General features: G+C 64.8%; 10 protein-coding genes. 3 read left to right on the top strand and 7 right to left on the bottom strand.

Translation table 11 applies throughout. The features are described from left to right. Nucleotides 1-25: 25 nt before the first annotated feature. Genes trbJ through KC8_RS15680 form a run of 7 tightly spaced genes read right to left on the bottom strand, consistent with a single transcriptional unit; the run spans nt 26 to nt 7,231 of the window. On the bottom strand, nt 26-760 hold the full coding sequence (trbJ, locus tag KC8_RS15710; RefSeq protein WP_010123973.1) for a P-type conjugative transfer protein TrbJ: 735 nt from the start codon (nt 758-760) through the stop codon (nt 26-28). 38 nt (nt 761-798) lie between these two features. Beyond that, on the bottom strand, nt 799-3,225 hold the full coding sequence (gene trbE, locus KC8_RS15705) for a conjugal transfer protein TrbE (RefSeq protein ID WP_010123975.1): 2,427 nt from the start codon (nt 3,223-3,225) through the stop codon (nt 799-801). Next, complete coding sequence (locus KC8_RS15700; RefSeq protein ID WP_010123977.1) at nt 3,219-3,482, bottom strand: VirB3 family type IV secretion system protein; 264 nt, start codon at nt 3,480-3,482, stop codon at nt 3,219-3,221. The genes trbE and KC8_RS15700 overlap by 7 nt, the downstream gene beginning before the upstream one ends. Then, a complete protein-coding gene (locus KC8_RS15695; RefSeq protein WP_010123978.1) occupies nt 3,479-3,814 on the bottom strand; it encodes a TrbC/VirB2 family protein in 336 nt (111 codons plus the stop codon). Before KC8_RS15695 ends, KC8_RS15700 begins: the two co-directional genes overlap by 4 nt. 2 nt (nt 3,815-3,816) lie before the next feature. Further along, nucleotides 3,817-4,803 carry a P-type conjugative transfer ATPase TrbB gene (gene trbB / locus KC8_RS15690; protein ID WP_010123979.1) on the bottom strand — a complete coding sequence of 329 codons (987 nt, stop codon included), beginning with the start codon at nt 4,801-4,803 and terminating at the stop codon, nt 3,817-3,819. Beyond that, on the bottom strand, nt 4,800-5,198 hold the full coding sequence (locus KC8_RS15685; RefSeq protein ID WP_010123980.1) for a hypothetical protein: 399 nt from the start codon (nt 5,196-5,198) through the stop codon (nt 4,800-4,802). The genes trbB and KC8_RS15685 overlap by 4 nt, the downstream gene beginning before the upstream one ends. A 2-nt stretch (nt 5,199-5,200) precedes the next feature. Further along, on the bottom strand, nt 5,201-7,231 hold the full coding sequence (locus KC8_RS15680; protein ID WP_010123981.1) for a conjugal transfer protein TraG: 2,031 nt from the start codon (nt 7,229-7,231) through the stop codon (nt 5,201-5,203). A 363-nt stretch (nt 7,232-7,594) separates the two neighbouring features. Here KC8_RS15680 and KC8_RS15675 point away from each other — a divergent pair, with 363 nt between their 5' ends. From KC8_RS15675 to KC8_RS15665, 3 genes are read left to right on the top strand one after another with little or no spacing between them, the layout of a single operon-like run. Further along, nucleotides 7,595-10,432 carry a hypothetical protein gene (locus tag KC8_RS15675; RefSeq protein ID WP_010123982.1) on the top strand — a complete coding sequence of 946 codons (2,838 nt, stop codon included), beginning with the start codon at nt 7,595-7,597 and terminating at the stop codon, nt 10,430-10,432. Continuing rightward, the gene (locus KC8_RS15670; RefSeq protein ID WP_010123985.1) at nt 10,429-11,496 is read left to right on the top strand and encodes a hypothetical protein; all 1,068 of its coding nucleotides are present in this window, start codon (nt 10,429-10,431) and stop codon (nt 11,494-11,496) included. Before KC8_RS15675 ends, KC8_RS15670 begins: the two co-directional genes overlap by 4 nt. A gap of 12 nt (nt 11,497-11,508) precedes the next feature. After that, entirely contained in the window at nt 11,509-17,052 is a 5,544-nt protein-coding gene (locus tag KC8_RS15665; protein WP_086495605.1) for a DEAD/DEAH box helicase, read from the top strand. The last annotated feature ends 8 nt before the right edge of the window (nt 17,053-17,060 follow it).

Below are 17,060 nucleotides of genomic sequence, written 5' to 3'. Positions count from 1 at the left end.
AGGCCCGCCGACGCCGTGCCGGCGCCTACCGGGGGGTGTAGGCGTTGCCGGAGCCGAGGAACTTCTTGGTCGCGCCCTGCGCATCTGACAGGGCCTGTGCGCGACTGGCCCGCTCGATCGCATCGGCGCGATACTGTGCCGCCATCAGCGTCTGGAGCTGGAACTGCTGCTTGGCGACGAGGGCGAGCAGCTGGTTCGTAGCCTGCTGCGCCTGCAGCGCGCCCTGCGCACCCTGGCTACGCTGGACGATCCCGTTGAGCGTGCTCGCGTCCGCGGCGACGTTTTCCACGACCTGCGCCTGGACGGTCATGGTCTGCTTGTACGCATCCATCGAGGCATCCAGCCGGGCCCGGGCATCGATGACGTGCTGGTTGCTGCTGAGCGCCTGGTTGAAGCTCGTCGGGAACATCGATCGAAACTGCTGGTCGAGGCCCGCGACGCGGAAGCGGATGGCCTGCGCCTGTCCCATCAGCTGGTCGATCTGCTGGATCGTCAGGGTGATCGCCTGCAGCTCGGGGAAGGTGATCGTGCTCAGGTTCCTCGCCTGATTGATCAGGCTCTGAGCCTGATTCTGCAGCATCTGGATCTGATTGTTGATCTGCTGCAGCGTCCGCGCGGCGGTCAGGATGTTCTGGCTGTAGTTGCTCGGATCGAAGACGGTGAGCTGCGCCCGCGCCGGTGTCGCGGTCGTCAGCACACCCATCACGAGCGAGCCGCTCGCACCGAGCGCGAGTGCGCCGGCCATCAGATATTTCTTCATAGGGATTCTGGTCATGGTCATTCTCCAGGGCTTGGGGGTCAGGGAGCGGGAAATTCGGCGAGAAGGTCGGCGGCCCAGTCGAGATCGGAGGACGCCAGGAAGCCGGCGGCGAACTGGTCGGGGCCTGCTTCGGCGAGGGTGGTGTCGATGCGGCGTTGGCTGGCCGGGTCGGATGCGCCGCACAGGGCCAGCGCAACGGGCCCGAGACCGAGCTCGAACAGGCGGTTTCCGCGCGCCGACTGCAGGTAGTAGTGGCGCTTGGGGGTCGCGCGGCTGACCAGCTCGATCTGGCGGTCGTTGAGGCCGAAGCGGGCGTAGGCTTCCCGGCTCTGCGGCTCGATCGCACGATCGTTGGGCAGGAGAATGCGCTGCGGGCAGCTCTCGATGATGGCTGGCGCGATGCTGCTTCCGGCGATGTCGGCCAGGCTCTGCGTCGCGAACAGGACCGCGACGTTCTTCTTGCGCAGGGTCTTCAGCCACTCGCGGATGCGCGCGGCGAAGAGCGGATGATCGAGGAAGATCCAGGCCTCGTCGAGGATCAGCAATGTCGGCCGGCCGTCGAACCGTTCCTCTAGGCGGTGGAACAGGTAGGTGAGGACGGGAGCCACGACGCTCGCCTGTCCGAGCAGCGCCTCGGTCTCGAAGCACTGGACGTCGGCGAAGGCCAGACCGCTCTCGCTCGCGTCGAGGAGCCGGCCGTGCGGGCCGTCGAGCGTGTAGGGCTGGATCGCGGTGCGCAGCGCATTGGACTGGAGCAGCAGCGCCAGCCCCGTCATCGTCCGCTCGGCGGGCGGTGCCGACGCCAGACTGCCGAGCGCAGACCATATGGCGTCCTTCACCTCGGGCGTTACGGTCACCCGCTCGGCATCGAGCAGCGCGGCGATCCATTCCGCCGCCCAGCTTCGCTCGGCCGGATCGTCGATCCGGAGCAGCGGCTGGAAGGCAAGTGCTCCGTCCGATCCGGTGTCCGCGCCGAGCGCGTGATGGGCGCCGCCCATCGCCAGAACAGCGGCGCGTGCCGAGAAGCCCTTGTCGAAGATGTAGACCTGAGCATCGGGATATCGACGGAACTGCAGCGCGATCAGGGCCAGCAGCACCGACTTGCCGGCGCCCGTCGGCCCCACGACCATCATGTGACCGACGTCGCCGACATGAGTGGACAGGCGAAAGGGTGTCGATCCGGCCGTCTGCGCGACTAGCAGCGGCGGTCCTTCGAGATGACCGTTTGCGACAGGCCCGGCCCAGACCGACGACAACGGCATGAGGTGTGCAAGGTTGAGAGTGTGGACGATCGGCTGCCGGACATTGGCGTAGACGTGCCCGGGAACCGATGACAGCCACGCCTCAACTGCGTTCACGCCTTCGCGAATGGTCGTGAAGCCGAGGCCGCCGACGATCCGCTCGACCTGCCGGATCTTGGCTTCGACAGCCCCGCGGTCCTCGTCGACCACCGTGATCGTCGTGGTGAGATAGCCGAATGCGACGTGATCACCGCCGAGCGCCTGAAGGGCGAGATCAGCATCGACGACCTTGTTGTCGGCGTCGCTGTCGAGCAGTTGGACTGGCTGGTTGTACAGCACCTCGCGCAGCAGCGCGGTGATCGACTTGCGCTTGTTGAACCATTGGCGGCGCAGCTTCGTCAGAAGCTTGGTCGCGTCAGTCTTGTCGAGCGCGATGAAACGCGTGACCCAGCGATAGGCGAAGTCCGCCTCGTTGAGCGCGTCGAGGATACCGGGTCGGCTGACATTGGGAAAGCCGACCAGCGTGAGCGTGCGCAGGTGCCGGTTGCCGAGTGTCGGCTCAAGCCCTCCGACCAGCGGCGTGTCCGCCAGCAGCGCGTCGAGATACATCGGCGTCTCGGGTACCGAGACCCGGTGATGGCGCGTCGAGATCGCCGCGTGCAGATAGGTCAGCGTCTCATCGGACGAGAGTGCACGGACCTCAGGCATGAAGGCGGCGAACAGATCGAGCGCACGATCGGTCTCGGCGATGAAGGTTGCGAGGGCGGCGTGCCAGTCGCGCCCTTCAGTTGCATCGGGGCGATCGACCAGAGAGCGCCCGGCGGCGTCCGCACCGTCCGCGGCGGGAAGCCATACAAGCGTCAGATGGTAGCCGCTCTCGAAATGGGCGCCTTCCTTCTCGAAGCGGCCACGACGTTCCTCGTCGACGAGCCATGAGGCCGGATCGGGAAAGCGCGCCTCCGGATAGCCGAGTGCGTCGCGTCGCTCGGCTTCGAAGAACATCGCCCAGCCGGAGCCGAACCGCTTCAGGACGTTGTTCGCCCGCGCGCAGGCAGACAGGAGTTCGGCTTCGGTCGCGCTTTCGAGATCGGGGCCGCGGAACGCCAACGTCCGCTGGAAGCTGCCGTCCTTGTTTAGGACGATGCCCTTCGCCACCAGCGCGGCCCAGGGAAGATGGTCCGCCAGGCGGTCGGCGCCGTGACGATATTCACGCAGGCTCAGCATGCGAGATAGCCCTTCTGTCGGAGATGACGGATCAGGACGGGCGCGAAGGACGGGTCGCGACGGGTCGCGAACACCGCGATGCTGTGCCCGACCGCCCAAACGACGATCCCCGCGATCCACTGCTGGAGCCCGAGGCCGATCGCGGCTGCGAGCGTGCCGTTGACGATCGCGAGGCCGCGTGGCGCACCGCCAAGGAGGATGGGCGCTCCGAGGCTCCCGTGGATGGGAACCTCGAAGCCTTCGATATGCCCGCTCACGCGATCAGCGCTCCGCCGCCGAAGCTGAAGAAGCTGAGGAAGAAGCTCGATGCCGCGAAGGCGATCGAGAGGCCGAAAATGATCTGGATCAGGCGGCGGAAGCCGCCGGCGGTCTCGCCGAAGGCAAGCGTCAGGCCGGTGACGATGATGATGATCACCGCCACGATCTTGGCGACCGGACCCTGCACGGAATCGAGCACCTGCTGCAGTGGCTGCTCCCACGGCATGCCGGTACCGGCGGCGTGCGCCTTGCTGGCGATCACCAGCCCGAGGCCGATGACGGCCCCCGTGAGGAACGTGGTGCGGCGGTCGGGAATCAGACAAGCAGTCATGATCAATCTCCTTGGTTGCGGGGGACGAGAAGCTCGGTGAGCGCGTAGGCGCCGGTGTCCGGGTCGAGCGGGCCGACACGGGCAATGCTGGCGATCCGGCGCTGCGTGCCGCGGCCGGCGATGAAGACGACGATGTCGATGGCCTCGGCGATCAGCTGGCGCGGCACGGTGACGACCGCTTCCTGCACCAGCTGCTCGATCCGGTAGAGGGCAGCGATCGCGCTGTTCGCGTGGACGGTGGCGATCCCGCCGGGATGGCCGGTGTTCCACGCCTTCAGCATGTCCAGCGCCTCGGGTCCGCGGACCTCGCCGACGATGATGCGATCCGGCCTCAGCCGCATGGTCGAGCGGACCAGGTCGGTCATCGACACGATGCCGGGGCGCGTCCGCAGGGCGACGGTATCGGGCAGCGGGCACTGCAGCTCGCGCGTGTCCTCGATGAGGATAACGCGGGCATCGACCCACCCCATCTCCGCCAGAAGGGCGTTGGCGAGCGTGGTCTTTCCCGAGCTCGTGCCGCCGGCCACGAGGATGTTGAAGCGCTGCGTGACGGCAGCGCGCAGGGCATCCGCAGCCGGCGCCGACATGATCCCGTCGGCAACATAGTCGTCCAGCGTGTGGAGCCGCTCGGCCGGCTTGCGGATCGAAAAGCAGGGCGCTGCCGACACCGGCGGCAGCACGCCCTCGAAGCGTTCGCCGGCGCGCCCCTCGGCGTGCGGTGGCAATTCGGCCGAGACGATCGGCGAGCCGTCATGCACTTCGGCGCGCGCGTGGCTGGCAACGAGCCGGATGATCCGCTCAACCTGATCCCGATCGAGCCGGACTCCCGTATCCGTCCGCCCTTCGCCGAGGCGATCGAGCCGCAGCGCGCCGTCCGGGTTGACCATGATCTCCACGACCAGCGCGTCGGCCAGCGCAAGCGCGATCTCCGGTCCCATCGCCGTGCGCAGCATCGCGCGTCGCCGATCCCGGGCGAGCGCCCCGCTCATCGATCCTGCTCCGCGCCGATCGTCCGTCGGCCGGCAGCAATCTGGCGACCAACCTGGGTGACGAACGCCTCGAACCGCTCGCGGCCGATCGCTCGACCTGCCTGATCGCCGTCGGCGAGCGGCGCCTGGATCGAAAGCTCAAACCGGATGAAGAGCGCGAGCGTCTCGAGGAGGACGTAACCGTCGCGCTCGATACGCGACAACGCGCCTGTCATGCGATCGAGCCGGAGCCCGAACCGGTCGTCGAGCTCGGATGAGCCGCGGCGATCCAGCCACGCCGTCAGCGCATCGGCGAGGATGGCGGATTTCGTCGCGCCAGGCTTCGCGGCGAGCGCTTCCAGCCGGTCGCTGAGCGGTCGTGGCAGGAACAGCTGATGTCGGACCCTCTCGACCATGGTCAGAAGTCCAGCTGAAGGTCATCGGGCCGCGCTGTCGCGGAATCGATGGCGTAGACGGCGCGGGAAGCAGCCAGCGAGCGGGCCTGGTCCATCGCCCGCTTGTCGCCGGCGGTGTCGGTGTCGTCGTCGCCGAGACCCAGGACATCGGCGGGTGCGAGGTCCACCGACCCCGGCAGTTCGGGCTCATGTGCGGGATGACGGACATGCTCGAGGCCGCCGCCGCTGTCCGCGTCACGGGCATCGTCCTCGTATTCGCCGAGCCGAGAATCGGTGCCGCGGACATGGTCGCGCCAGTCGTCGGGGCGGGCCTTCGGAAGATCCGCGTAGCCGTTTTCCCTCAGCACCGGTGCCGGAAGGATCCGCGCCTTGAAGGTTCCATCCTCGTAGTAGCGCAGCTTCTTGGCGCGAACAGGCGCATGCCCGGCGACCAGGACCAACTCGTCCACCGGCGGCAGCTGCATCACTTCGCCGGGCGTCAGCAGTGCGCGAGCCGTCTCCTGCCGGCTGACCATGACATGGGCGAGCCACGGTGCGAGCCGGTGGCCGGCATAGTTGCGCATGGCGCGCTGCTCGGTGGCCGTTCCCAGCGCGTCCGAGATGCGCTTGGCGGTGCGCTCGTCATTGGTCGCGAAGGCGACGCGGACATGGCAGTTGTCGAGGATCGCGTTGTGCTCGCCATAGGCCTTCTCGATCTGGTTGAGGCTCTGGGCGATCAGGAAGGCGCGCACCCCGTAGCCAGCGAGAAAGGCCAGGCTCGTTTCGAAGAAATCGAGGCGTCCGAGTGCCGGAAACTCGTCCAGCATCATCAGAAGACGATGTCGGCCCGGCTTGTTCTCGGCGTGGAGATGTTCGGTGAGGCGCCGCCCGATCTGGTTAAGGACCAGCCGGATCAGCGGTTTCGTGCGGCTGATGTCGGAGGGCGGCACGACGAGATATAGCGACACGGGGTGGTCGCCCTCGACCAGGTCGGCGATGCGCCAGTCGGATGCAGCGGTCACCGCAGCCACGGTCGGATCACGATAGAGGCCGAGGAACGACATCGCCGTGGAGAGCACGCCCGAACGCTCGTTTTCGCTCTTGTTGAGCAGTTCGCGCGCTGCCGATGCGACGACCGGATGGACAATCGGCGCGTCGGTCGTTCCGAGATGATTGGTCGTCATCATGACGCGCAGCGTCGCGACGAACGGCCGCTGCGGGTCGGACAGGAAGGTGGCTACGCGGGCGAGCGTCTTGTCGGCGTCGGCGTAAAGGATGTGCAGGATCGCACCGACGAGGAGCGAATGGCTCGTCTTTTCCCAGTGGTTTCGCCGGTCCAGTGCGCCTTCCGGGTCCACGAGGATGTCCGCAATGTTCTGGACGTCCCGCACTTCATCGGCGCCACGACGGACCTCGTGCAGCGGATTGTAGCGCGCGGAGCGAGCATCGGTCGGGTTGAATAGTAGGCAGTGCGAGAAGCGCGCGCGCCAGCCCGCCGTCAGCTGCCAGTTCTCTCCCTTGATGTCGTGGATGACGGTCGCCCCGGACCAGCCGAGAAGCGTCGGCACGACAAGGCCGACGCCCTTGCCGGATCGCGTCGGCGCGAACGCCATGACATGTTCTGGACCGTCGTGGCGCAGATAGCGTTCACCCACCCGCCCGAGAAATATGCCTTTGTCGCTGAAGAGCCCGGCGGCTGCCGTTTCACGAATGGTGGCCCAGTGCGCCGATCCGTAAGTGGTGACGTTGCGCCGCTGGCGCGCGCGCCACAGCGAGCCTGCCACTGCCGCACCGCAGCCGATGAAGCCGCTGGCGCCGGCGATTGCGCCGGCCCGGTCAAAGACGTGCGGGGCGTAGGCATCGAAGTGATACCACCACAGGAAGATCGCCCAGGGCCGATAGATCGGGACGCCACCGATCATTGCCCATGGCGATCCCAGTTCCGGCTGAAAGGCAAGCGCCGCAGCTGCCCATTGCGTCGCTGCCCAGATACCCGCGAGCACGATCGCGAACACGACGATGATCTGGCCGATCAGAAGTTTGGTGGGTGTCATTCGGGCCTCCGCCCGCGCGACTCATCTGGTGGCGGGCTTGGCCAAAGACTCCGGCAAATCGTGCTTGAGCGTCAGGATCTCTCTGGTGACTTGGGGGCACGATCTAGTGACACCGATGCCGGTCGAGTTCGCCCTCACAATGTCGGCGCGGCCAGCGTAGGAGGTAGAAATAGCTTCATTTCGGATGAAAGGTCGCAGCGTAATCGCGCTAGATTTTCTTCGATACCTGAGTCTTAATCTACATGTGGGGCTGTCGCGGCGTCGAACTGCGAAAAGGGGGAGATAACTATGCAGACCGAAGACGCTTTGGCGCCGGTGGTAGCCGCGTGATCTCTGCCGGCACACTGCTTCGCATCGTCTAGTATGTCGGACGCTCTCGCGGATTGGAACGCGCGGCTTGAAGCGCACTTCCGGGCCTTGGCGGAGATGCGCCGGGCTGACGGCCTTCCGGTATTCGCCTTGGAGCACGGGCTCGACGCTAGTGAGCGACAGGGTCTAGCCGAACAACTAAATGCCTCATTGGCAAGGGGCGAAGGCACGTCAAAATATTGGCTGCTGTGGGTCGTATATTCGGCCGAGCAAGGTTACGACTACGACGGTGAGGAGTTTTGGGAAACATTCGAGAGAAGAACTCCCCGATGGACGCAGCATTTCTATCGGCGGTCGCTCAGAACTTGGTTCGGCAAATTTCACGATCTCTTTGAAGGTTTCAATCCGACAGGACCTTGGGCCTCCTGGTTCTCCATCATCGCGTGCCCGATCACGCACGCCCTGCTGCCACGCGATCTGCAGCTGCAATTGGCGAGAGCCCTATACACTTGGCGTCATGCGCTGGCGAAGCGGATCGACTCGCCGCCGGCGGAACTGGGTCACTTTCTCGCGACGGCCAGCGACGATGCGAGTTCCCGCTTTCGCAACTTCCTCCAACAGGAGGAAATCGTCGGAAGGATCGTGATCGCGCTCCTCGGCGGCAGGACTGAGGACGTCGAGCGCTTCATCCATCCAGGCACCCTGGAGCGGATCGTCACCGACCTGCAGAAGGCCGGCAGCGGACGCGCCTGGCTGCAAGACGCGCGGAAGGTCGTTGAGCGCGCGCGCCTTCATGGAACATCGTCTGTTCATCAGGCAACCAATCTGGCCGGTGCGGATCGCCGGGAGCCCGCGACCCAGGAGAGGAAACCGGAAATCAGGCCGGCGCTGACACTGCGTCGCGTGTCCACTGACGAATGGACGCCGGTCGTCGAACTTCCGTCGTTGCGGCCGCTGGCCGAAATCAGCTCCGACCTGAGCAAATTCCTCCGCCAGACCCGTTGCCGGGTCGCGGGCTCGCCAGGCGCTTTGCCGGCGGGCTGGTTGCTCCAGAGCGACCAGCGACGTGTCTTGTCGTTTTGGCCGCCGTCGAACGAGCCGGTCGTCAAATTCGACACTGAGCAGCCTGTCCTGGAACACCTGCTCCGGGTCGACGGGTGCATAACCCCGGGGCCCGCTTGGCTCTTTAGGGTCGGCTCGGACGGCCTTGCGCGCGAGATCATCAGCCGGGTGGTCCGCCCCGGCAGCCGCTACATCTATGTTTCGTCGGATCCGATCGCGGCCACGCCTCTTGGCGAGGCGGTTCGCATCACGGCCACGGGGGTGAGCGCACTGGCGCTCGACCTTCCCGCCGTGCTTGCGCCCGCGCAGGTGGATGCGCTTCGGGCACTACGGCTTGGCGTTGCCAAGAATGTGAGGCTCGCGCCCGTCGGCCTCGATGCGAGGCGTTGGGATGGTGAAGGCTTCGCCGAATGGATGGACGGCGAGACGCCCTGCGTGTCGCTTCTCGCCGATTTCGCCGTGGAGAGCTATCGCGTGAGGCTCGACGCCGAATTCGTGCATGTCGACGTCAGCGGGCGATCCGATCCCATATTGCTAAGGTTCCCGCATTTGCCTGCCGGGTTCCATGCCCTGACAGTCGACGTCCGCCCGGTGGAGAGGACCGCGCCCGTGATTTCGGGCCTTCTTCAGATATCCGTGCGACATTCCCGGCCGTGGATAGCGGGCACCGCCGCGCATGCCGGCCTGGTCACGACTATCGAGCCCGAAGAGCCGAGCCTCGATCGCCTTTGGGAGGGCGACGTGAAGTTGCAGGTCTTCGGACCCGCCAACCACCATGTCCGCATGAGTGTCGATTTGCTCGACGCCGCGGGTGCGAAGCTCGGCAGCGAACCCATTGCCGACCTGCCATTACCGGTGACGGTCGAACGCTGGGAACGCGCGCTTTCGACCTTTCTCTCGAAGGAGCAAGACCCCTGGGCATTCCTACGAGCTGCGTCGGGGCGCCTCGTTGTCGAAGGCGATCAACTTGGCGTGCGCGAGATAGCGCTCCAGCGCGACGTCGCCCCCCTCCGCTGGGTGTGGCACAAGACGGCGCACGGCACGACACTGCGGCTGGTCGACGATCATGAGGGCGATGATCCGCCAGCGTTGACCTTCTATCCCTTCTCCCATCCCGCCCGGCCGGAGCCAATCAGCCTCGAACGCGCGGTCGAGGGCTTCCTCCCAGAGAATGAGGGGGGGCTCTGCGTCGTCTCCTGTGGGGAGATTAAGCAGGCCTTGATCGTTAGCATGCCGGCGGTCGTCGGGGGCCTTCAAGGGCTGCTGGTGCAGCCCAGCCTGGCTAACCTGCCCTACTCGGCGTCAATGATGCCGCAGATCGCCGACCTCGTATCGCTCTGGTCTACGGCTAAGCTCGTAGGGCCTCTTGCGGGCAATCGACGCGACAGAGTGGCAACCGCGCTTCGAGACGCCTTGCGCGAACTCGTATGTGGGGCTGAATGGATCGAAATTGAAAAAGAATATGCCAACTCGCCGAGGGGAATGGCCGATCTGAGGCGCTTCGCAAGCGCGACTGGCGCTCCGTCTGCCTTCAATTTCGTGTTGGCGCGCGACGTCGCCCGGTTTCAAACCATGCCGCCGACCGAGCGTACGAAGGATCTCATAGATTTGGCCCAAAGATACAAGATCGCCTCGCGTGAGGCTTGCTCCTATGCGCTTCAGGTCGCGTCCTGGCTGGAGCGCGGTGGTCGATGGTCGGAGGTAATCGCTGAACGCATCACGTCGTCCAAGGACGCTGTGAGCCTAACGCGCGCCGCTCGCTTCTTAACGGTGGCAACGCCGGTACCGTTCGAGGCGCAGCCGGCCGTGCCACAGATGGCGCGCCGATGATCGAGATCGTCAAACGGGGCGAGATCATCGCCTCCGCTCGCCACGATCTCGGTCTTCCCGCAGGGACCGAGGTGGACAGCGCCTATTGGTTCGCCGGTTTGCGGCGCCTCGCCGGTCAATTGTGCCCGTGTTCGCCACGCACCCTCGTATCGACGATGGCGCGCAGTCATCGCGCGCTGGCGCTCAACCTGCCTGATCTGGCCGCCCATCTCGAGGATTGCGTGGATGCGCTCGTTGCTGTGGGTGACCTGCTCGAATTCCACGATGTGACCACCCTCGACGAGCAGGTGAAGGCGACTTGGGTCTTCGCTGCGCCGCCCTCTTTCGTCATGCATCCGTCAGGCGCGGCCTACATATTGGGACTGGCCCCGGACGACGCTCTTCCACTCCCGATCGCGTGGAGGGAGCGCGTGGTCACGAGGGGCCCCGCCCGTATGCTCGAACCCCTGCCAGGGGAGGATCTCGAGGAGGCGCTCAAGAGCAGCGGTTTTCGACAATTGTCTTTGAACGCCTGGATGCGAAGCCCCAAGCCCGAGAGCGCCGCCTCGATCATCGGCGGGCTCGATGCGAAGCTCGCGGCGCTGGGGCCGGCGGGGCATGTCCCGGATCTCAAGATATTCGACTGGACGAAGGACACGCGAAGCTACCGCGCGCGGTGGGTGGCTCCCTCGGGACACGACGGCAATTATGTCGTGCGTCGCCCGCAGGCCTACGGCGCGGATCTTTGGGGCTATGCGAGCCTCGAACACGGCGAACTGAGGAAGCTCGTCGACTTTCCTTTCCCCGGATCCCGGTATCGAGGCTGCGACATGGCATGGCGCGCCCAACTTGCGATCGACGCCTTGCTGAAGAAGCCACAGCGATACCGCGTCGTCGCATTGGACGGCGCCAGGCGCTTCGACTTGTTCTTCCCGTTGCCAGACTGGGCACGCCGGCGCCTCTCGACGATCGGGCAGGAGATTGCTTCGGAAAAATGCCTGATATCGTTCAGCCTCCCACTCAACGCTGTCATGGCAGAACAGGCTTTCCTCAAAGAATATCTTTTCCTCGAGTGTGAAGAGTAAGGACAGAATTGTATGGCCGCGACGATCCAAGAGACGATCGAACAACTGCACACTTCACTCAGGGATTATATCGAGGCAACGTACCATATCGGCGATGCGACGCTCATCGGCCAGCGCCAGACTTTGCTGAAGAGGACCGGCGTTACCCACCAGGTCCCTTATCTCGAATCGACGCCCAAATATCAGCTCGGCCAGAATTTCGGGAAGATCGAGGGCCTGCCTCCGGCCGCGCTCGCCGTCTACTCGGCTTTGACGAAAGCCGATGGCAAGCAGCCAAGGCTGCTCTTCGACCCGCCGTATCGGCACCAGGCAGACGCCATCAGGCACTCGCTCATCGGCGGGCGGAACCTCGTGATTATGACGGGCACGGGCTCGGGTAAAACGGAATCGTTCCTCCTGCCGATCCTTGGGAAATTCGCTCGTGAGGCGGCGACCAAGCCCAAGGCCTTCGGGAGCCAGCACGGTGTCAGGGCGCTGTTGCTCTATCCCATGAACGCGCTCGTGAACGACCAGCTTGGCCGTTTGAGGGCTATTTTCGGCGATCCGCGCCTTGCAGCGATGTTCACCGAATGGGCGGGCAGGCCGCCGACGTTTGCACGCTATACTAGCCGCACGCCCTATGCCGGTATTCGCAACAGCAAGCGCGACAGCAAGAAATTCACGTCGTTCGAGAATTTCTACGTCGAGATCGAGCGGCAGGCCTCGGGTCCGAAATCGGAGGATCAGCAGCGCGCGTCGAAGCTTCGCAGCGAATTGAAGGCGCGCGGAAAGTGGCCGGCCAAGCCCGACCTCGAAAAGTGGTTTGGGGCGAAGGGATCGCGATGGGCGGACCCAAAGACCGGTGAACCGCTAAGGGCGGTCACCCTGCCCGAGGATTCTGAACTGATCACGCGCCACGAGGCGCAGGATGCCGCGCCTGATTTGCTGGTCACCAACTATTCGATGCTCGAATATATGTTGATGCGTCCGATCGAACGGACCATCTTCGATCAGACGGCCGCCTGGCTCGCCGCGAACCCGGACGAGAAATTCACCGTCGTCCTCGACGAGGCCCACCTCTATCGCGGCGCTGCTGGTGCGGAAGTCGGCTTGCTGATGCGGCGGCTTCGCGCGCGGCTCGGTATCCCGGTCAAGCGCTTCCAGGTGATCTGCGCCACGGCCAGCTTCAACGAGAAGGAGCATGCGGGCGACTTCGGATCGCAGTTGACCGGGGTCGATGCCGACAGCTTCGTCGCGGTCACAGGCGACCTCGATCTGCGGCCGCACGCTGCCACGGGGAGCAGTGCGGACGCCGACCTGCTTGCTGGGATCGATCTGTCGGGCTTCTACGATTCTGACGTGGACAAACGGCGAGCGGCGATCGCTCCCGTCCTTCACCATCGTGGCATCGCGCCGACCGGAGATATCGGTCGCGATCTCTATACTGCCCTTGAAAGTTTCCCTCCACTCGGCCTGCTCGTGAACACGACCATGAAGGCCGCCCGTCCGGTGGCGAGCCTCGGCTTAGAGCTTTTTCCGGACACGCCCGATCAGGCGGACCATGCGGTCACGGCGCTCCTCGCGCTCGGCAGTGTCGCTCGAGAGAATTCGGAGGCGGCCGGTCTGCTGCCCTGCCGCATCCACAATTTCTACCGGGGCCTGCCTGGCCTCTGGATCTGCATGGATCCCGATTGCAATGAACTCGGTACCGACGAGCATTCGGGCATCTGCGGCAAGATGTATAGCCAGCCCCGCGAGATATGTGGCTGCGGTGCCCGCGTGCTTGAATTCTACACCTGCCGGAATTGCGGCGCAGCCCACGTCCGTGCCCATTCCGACGACGTCGACACGCCGAATGCGTTGTGGTCGGAGCCGGGACGGCGCCTGAAGATGCCGGGAATGGAGACCTCGCCGCTCCTCGATCTCGATCTTCTGCTGGAGGAACCCCGGCATCCGGACCTCGCCGAGATTGCGGAGTATGATCTCGAGACGGGCCGGATAAACCCGCTCAATCAGAGTCCGCGAACCCGCACCGTGTACCTGCGCAAGGATCGCGTCACCCCGCCCGCAGACGATGAGGGCAATCAGGACAACCGGCTTGAGGTGCGCGGCCAGTTCACGCCATGCGCCGTTTGCGGCGATACGGCGGCCTTTGGGCGGACCTCGGTTCAGGATCACCAGACCAAGGGGGACCAGCCTTTCCAGGCCCTCGTCGCACGGCAGATCCAGGTTCAGCCTCCCGGGCCGCAGGCGGCATCGAGCTTCGCCCCGCTACGGGGACGCAAGGTGCTAGTGTTCAGCGATTCCCGCCAGGTCGCGGCCAGGCTTGCGCCGAACCTCCAGCTCTATTCGGTGCGCGATGCGCTTCGAACGCTGATCGTATGGGGCTTCGACCGGCTTCGTCAGCACCCGATGATCCCGTCGATGCTCAGTCTCGACGATCTTTACTTCGCTGCGCTCCTTGCTTCCAAGGGGCTCGGGGTGCGGCTCCGTCCCGAACTCAAGGTAGGGGAGAACTTTGCTGCCGACGCCGCGATCGAAGCCGGTGTTCAGGCAGGCGCGCTCGACGATCAAACGCAGTTCATGATGCTCTGGATGAAGAACAGGGGCGATCGTCCGCCGGAGGGCTTGCTCGACGATATCGTCAAGACCGTCAGGGACCGGCATCTCGGGCTGGAAGCGCTCGCGCTCGCCTCGCTTTGCGAAAGCGCTGACAAGGCGGCGGCGGTTCATGCGTTGCCGGCGATCTCGGGAATCGCCGATACCGATGAGGACAAGATCGCGCTGGCCCGCGCCTGGCTGCGTTGCTGGAGACCGAAGGCCTTCTGGCTGAACGCCATGCCGAGCACATGGTACAAGCGGGGCGGTGGAAGCGGGACCAGCGTGCGATCGCAAAAGGGCTCGTTCAAGGCGATGCGTCGCGTGCTTCCCGACAAAATCGCTTACTCGCTCTTCGACAAGCAATGGCAACCTGCCCTGATGCAGATCTTCGCCGAGGAGATGGAAAGTGGGTTCAAGCGCCTCGCCGGCAAGAACCTTTCGCTGCTCATGGATGGCGAGTGGGTGCGCTGCGGCGCGTGCCGTTCGGTTCACCGGCCCGTGCCGAAGCTGCCGCATTGCCTCGATTGCGGCAGTGGCGAGATCGTCCCTCTCGATCCCGCCACGGACGCTGTCTTCGTCGCCCGCAAGGGCTATTATCGGGCACCCGTCGTAGCTGCGCTCCACGATCCCGAGCACAGGCCGATGGCGTTGATCGCGGCCGAACATACGGCGCAGCTCAATGCGCCGCAGAGCGAGGATGTCTTTTCGCGCGCGGAGGAGAATGAGCTTCTCTTCCAGGACGTGGCGCTCGATTGGGGCGCGGCAGCGAACCGCTCGACGGCGATCGATATCCTCTCGAGCACGACCACGATGGAGGTCGGCATCGACATCGGCGCGCTGTCCGGCGTGGCACTTCGCAACATGCCGCCGGGTCGCGCGAACTACCAGCAGCGGGCGGGTCGTGCCGGACGCCGGGGTAACGCGGTCGCGACCGTGGTGGCCTTCGGAAGTGCCGATAGCCATGACGAGCATTATTTCAGCGACCCCGAGGCGATGATCGCTGGGCCGGTCGTCGATCCCACGCTCACGCTCAACAATCCCGACATCGTGCGCCGCCACGTCCGCGCCTATCTGCTCCAGCGCTATCATCAGGATCGGATTCCGGGGTTTGATCCCGACGCCGATCCGAACCTGTTTTCGGTGCTGGGCACCGTCCCCGGATTCCAGTCGGGCGCAGAAGTCCTCAACCGCGCCGATTTCGAAGCGTGGCTGAAGAAGAATGCCAAGTCGCTCCGGGACTCCGTCGCCGACTGGATTCCGAGCCAGTTATCGCCGGAGGATCGGCAGGAATTGCTCGATGACATGGCGGCCGACTGCCTGAAGGCGATCGACGACGCCCTTAAGGGCAAGGTGCTGGGCGGTGAGAAGGTCTTAGAGGAGCCTGACGGCGAGGGTGTCGAGGTTCAGGAAGAGGAAGGCGAGGAGGTTCCGCCCGAGAAGGCGCAGACCGGCAAATTGCTGGACCGGCTGCTGTATAGTGGCGTGTTGCCGCGCTACGCGTTTCCGACAGACGTGGCGCCGTTCAATGTGTTCGACATCGACCGATCGACGGACTTCCGCCCGGTGATGAAATTTGCGCCGTCGCAATCTCTGCCGGTCGCGCTGTCGCAATATGCGCCGGGCAAGACGGTCTGGATCTCGGGGAAGTGCTACACGTCGGGAGCGATCTATTCGCCGATGTGGGAGGACCGCGTCGAGGCGTGGCAGAACAGACGCCTCTATCGCGAATGTTCCGATTGCCACTTCGCACAGACGGTCCCGCTCGACGAGGGCCTAAAACCAGGGGTGATCGACGACTGCCATGCATGCGGCGGCGAGGGTACCTTCGGACCGACGCACTTTTGGCTGCGTCCGCCGGGCTTTGCGCATCCCGTCTACGTGGATGAGATGACCTCGCCCGACGACATGCCTGAAACGGCGTATGCGACCCGGGCGAAGCTGACGATGCCCACCCCGGCCGACACCGAGAAATGGATAGCGATCAACGACCGGATCCGCGGCATGCCGGATCGCAAGCATCTGCTGGTGTCCAACACCGGGCCGAAGCAGGAGGGCTATAATTATTGCACGAAATGCGGGGTGATCGAGGCCAGCGCCGAAAGCACGGCGATGCTCGGCGGCCCTCACAAGAAGCCTTTTCCCGACGAGAAGGAACCGATGTGCGAGGGCGCGGGCACAACCCGGCACCTCGTCCTGGGCACGGACTTCATAACCGATATCGCGCTGTTCTCGTTGCGCGTGGCGGCGCCGCTTAAGCTGAAGCCCGGTTTTTATCCGACGGACGTCGCGCTCCGGACGGTGAGCGAAGCGATTGCCAAGGCTGCCTCGTCGATGCTCGAGATCGAGCCGGGCGAACTCATGGCAGAATATCGTCCGGCGGTAACGCCAGCGGGGATAAGCGGGCTCGAGGCGGAGATCTTCCTCTACGATACCCTACCCGGTGGCGCGGGCTTCTCCGGCCAGTTGGCCCACCGCGGCGAAGAGCTGTTCCAGCGCGCGCTCACGCTGATGAAGACCTGCCCAGAGAATTGCGACGCCTCGTGCTATCGCTGCCTGCGCAGCTTCAAGAACAAGTTCGAGCATGGATTGCTCGATCGACATGTCGGCGCGGAACTGCTCGCATATCTGATCAGCGGCGAGATGCAGCCCTTCGACTCGCGACGGATCAAGGCCTCGACCCTCCTGCTCCACCAGGATCTCGAGCGCCAGACTGACGGCGTCCAGTTCGGTCTCGATGTCGACGTTGATGTACCTGGAATGGGGCCGGTGACGGTTCCGATCCTCGCCACGCGATCAGACGGTCAGCGGTTCGCGATCGCGCTCGCCGGCGGATTGACCGGGGATCATCCGGCCGACCCGAGGATTGTCGAGATGCGCGAGAACTGGCCGGATCTCCTCGTGATCCCGGTGAACGAACTTCTGGTCAGGGGAAACCTACCGGCGGCATCGCTCTCCGTTCTATCCGCGATCGCATGAAACGACAG

This window comes from Sphingomonas sp. KC8 (assembly GCF_002151445.1).
GTDB lineage: Bacteria > Pseudomonadota > Alphaproteobacteria > Sphingomonadales > Sphingomonadaceae > Sphingomonas_E.
The sequence above is the reverse complement of the archived record's forward strand: the minus strand, read 5'-3'. Positions and strand labels throughout refer to the sequence as shown.

Excerpts from the sequence above, each read along its gene's own strand:
- trbJ (WP_010123973.1), bottom strand. The coding sequence starts at position 760 with ATGAAGAAATATCTGATGGCCGGCGCACTCGCGCTCGGTGCGAGCGGC.
- trbE (WP_010123975.1), bottom strand. The coding sequence starts at position 3,225 with ATGCTGAGCCTGCGTGAATATCGTCACGGCGCCGACCGCCTGGCGGAC.
- KC8_RS15695 (WP_010123978.1), bottom strand. The coding sequence starts at position 3,814 with ATGACTGCTTGTCTGATTCCCGACCGCCGCACCACGTTCCTCACGGGG.
- trbB (WP_010123979.1), bottom strand. The coding sequence starts at position 4,803 with ATGAGCGGGGCGCTCGCCCGGGATCGGCGACGCGCGATGCTGCGCACG.
- KC8_RS15685 (WP_010123980.1), bottom strand. The coding sequence starts at position 5,198 with ATGGTCGAGAGGGTCCGACATCAGCTGTTCCTGCCACGACCGCTCAGC.
- KC8_RS15680 (WP_010123981.1), bottom strand. The coding sequence starts at position 7,231 with ATGACACCCACCAAACTTCTGATCGGCCAGATCATCGTCGTGTTCGCG.
- KC8_RS15675 (WP_010123982.1), top strand. The coding sequence starts at position 7,595 with ATGTCGGACGCTCTCGCGGATTGGAACGCGCGGCTTGAAGCGCACTTC.
- KC8_RS15670 (WP_010123985.1), top strand. The coding sequence starts at position 10,429 with ATGATCGAGATCGTCAAACGGGGCGAGATCATCGCCTCCGCTCGCCAC.
- KC8_RS15665 (WP_086495605.1), top strand. The coding sequence starts at position 11,509 with ATGGCCGCGACGATCCAAGAGACGATCGAACAACTGCACACTTCACTC.